Origin of the sequence: Clostridium sp. (assembly GCF_051656525.1) — a bacterium.
Classification (GTDB): Bacteria; Bacillota; Clostridia; order Clostridiales; family Clostridiaceae; genus Clostridium.
In genome coordinates, this window is the sequence record NZ_JBOGCC010000197.1 from 1 (window position 1) to 2,692 (window position 2,692).

Here is a 2,692-nt window from a genome sequence, read left to right on the forward strand (position 1 = left end):
TCATTTTCAATGACCTCTTTTTTTATATCTTCTTCAATTTCATATTTTTCAAACTCAAATGAACTTTGATAATCTTCTTGTACTTTTGCTCTTAAACTAGCTAATGCATTCATAATATCGCCTCAATCACTTTCACAAATATTTCATGTATATTTTTAAGTTTTTTAGAATTAGATTCCCAGATAGTTTTACCTTCATCAATAAGTTTTCCAATAACTGCACTTTGAGATATTGGAGTAGTTAATAGTATCTCATAAGGTTCTAAAACTTCTTTAAGTCCTTGATAGTAGTGTTTTTCTTTTGCTGTTTTTCCCCATCTATTGATAACTACTGATTTTATTTTTCTCACTTCTGTTTGTTCCAAAAGAGAGGTTATAGAATTTATAGTTACCTTATCAGCAAATCCAGGAACAACGACTTTATCAGATAAATTTACAAAGTATTTATCTATTCCAACAACAGGTGTAGAGTCTATTAAAATATACGCATATTCTTGCTTAAATACCTCAAATAGCTCTTTTAACTTATCTTTTGACTGTAGGTTAAGGTGTGATGTTTTGAGAGGTATAAAAAATAATTTTTCTCTTAATCTTACAAGATCACCAGCTCCAGTTCTTATCCATTTTTCTAATCCTGAGTCAGATACTATTTTTTCTTTTCCCGCATATTCTAAAATATTATTCTGGTTATCAGATGTTATAATTAAAACTTTTTTATTTGTAACATGCTGAAGTCCATGAGCGAGTTGGAGAGTTATCCAACTCTTACCAACACCACCTTTATTATTTTTAATTAAGATTACTGACATTCTTCTACCTCCAATAATTTTATATCAAATTCTTCCTCTATAACATCTTTAAGTGAGAAGGTTCCTTCTCCAGGAACAATACGATTTTTTTTCTCAGCAAATTTATGTATTCTGTTATAGAAAGTTTCTATATTCCTAGATGGTGTTTTTATTTGAACTGTTTCTTCAGATAATTTAATCTCATAAACAAGTCTGTATGATCCTATTGTAATTTTTTCAACTGAAGTCGCAGCTTCAACAATTTCATTTTTTTCTAAAGTTTCCATAAGGTTTTTAAAGTCATTTTTATTAAGTGTTATTATCATTTTTTCCTCCAAGTTATATAATTTTTTAAGTTGATAAAATTTAAATTAATATTTTTTTCTTTAAAAACCTTTGATTATCAATACCATTTGAATTCCTCCCTTGACATAAAGGAAGACTCAGTGTTATACTCTCATTGCAACGTGAGGGTTTGGCTTCGGCTGAGCCTTCTTTTTTTATTTTTTGTAAAATCTATTTAAATCATACCTTTGGTATCACAGAAGTATACAGGTATATCTTTACCGCCATTATTGTTTTTAATAATCTCACCATTTACTTCAGCAACTTTAACTTCAAGTTTTGAATTTTTTCTTTTTAGATCTCTTAGAGTTCTTTCAATTTTAGAGATTTCAATGTTGTTTGTTTGAATCTGTTTTTTTAAAGATTCTCTTAATTTTTTTAATTCATTTTGACTCATACTCATACCTCCAATTAAGCACTTTTAAGAATTAATAAATTTTTATAAAAGATTCCTGCAATAGTAGTTATTTCATGTGGAGTACAGTTGTATAGGTTTTTAAAAGCTTTACAAACAATTTCAAATGAATTTTTCTTTAGTGCAGGTATCACAATCTTATTTACAAAATTCCCAGAGTTATCAAAGCTCTTTTTTATAGCTTTAGCAACAAATATATTTTTGATAACTTTAATTCGAATTAACTCAAGTTGCTCTTTTTGGTTTTTATCAAGAAAAATTTCATCCGCCTTTATTGGAGTATTATTTATAGGATTAGGAGAATTAACAGACCACTTTTGAGTTCCCTCGGTGAATTCCTGAGAAGCCCCATTATTATTGACTTCTTCGTGATTTACCGACTGCCCTTTTGAGTTCCCTCTAATGAAGGAACTTTCAAGTTCCCTCGGTGACTCCAGAGAGAACTTTTGAGTATCCTCGGTAGGAAGTCCCATTTCTTCAAGTATTTCATTCATTTTTGTAGTATCGTTTGCAATGTTTCCAATTTCAAATAATTCATTGAATTTTTCTTCAAACATTATAAATGTCCATGATCCAGAAAACTGTCCTTTAGCTTTTGAATAACTTTTGTGTAAGTGTCTTTTTATAAAACCTAACTCTTCATATTTTGCAAATCTTCTTCCTAAAACTTTACTTGTAGATATTCCTAGAAGAGGCATATAATCAATTAGAGCATCATAATCAATCCAAAAGTAAGTGTTATTATCTATAACTTTTTGAATAAGTTTTTTAGATGTAAGTTCTTTTAAGTATGTAAGGATAAAAGCATCTTTTAAATCTAAATCATATTCTAAAGCTTTAGATTGCTGGACAGCTCCTATCGTGTATTTGATATTTTTATTTTCATTCATATTGTTCCTCCATAGAGATATATTCTCCCAATAAAAAACCTCTCAATTTACAAAAAAGTGTTGCAAAATTGAGAGGTATACTCTATAATATTCCTGCCAGAGAATGGGTGGGAGTATACCTGCCTTTTTTTATTTCTTTAAATTTTCTTTGTTCTCTCTAATCAACTTCTCTTCAACTTCAGAGTTTTCAATTCTTAATTGTTCTCTACATTTAACTGCATAATTAATTAGATAAGTTCTTAATTCATCATCAAT

The 2,692-nt window shown here is 28.6% G+C and carries 4 protein-coding genes; all 4 read right to left on the reverse strand.

Annotation, left to right across the window (positions count from 1 at the left end):
• Positions 1-109 precede the first annotated feature (109 nt).
• Positions 110-808, reverse strand: coding sequence for a ParA family protein (locus ACRDDY_RS09735; RefSeq protein WP_438564756.1), 699 nt, complete (start codon positions 806-808; stop codon positions 110-112).
• A complete protein-coding gene (locus ACRDDY_RS09740; RefSeq protein ID WP_438564757.1) occupies positions 799-1,113 on the reverse strand; it encodes a hypothetical protein in 315 nt (104 codons plus the stop codon). Before ACRDDY_RS09740 ends, ACRDDY_RS09735 begins: the two co-directional genes overlap by 10 nt.
• A gap of 194 nt (positions 1,114-1,307) precedes the next feature.
• Positions 1,308-1,529: a hypothetical protein gene (locus ACRDDY_RS09745; protein ID WP_291942097.1), complete on the reverse strand. Its 222-nt coding sequence runs from the start codon at positions 1,527-1,529 to the stop codon at positions 1,308-1,310.
• A gap of 14 nt (positions 1,530-1,543) precedes the next feature.
• Positions 1,544-2,437 carry a hypothetical protein gene (locus ACRDDY_RS09750; RefSeq protein ID WP_438564758.1) on the reverse strand — a complete coding sequence of 298 codons (894 nt, stop codon included), beginning with the start codon at positions 2,435-2,437 and terminating at the stop codon, positions 1,544-1,546.
• Positions 2,438-2,692: the final 255 nt, after the last annotated feature.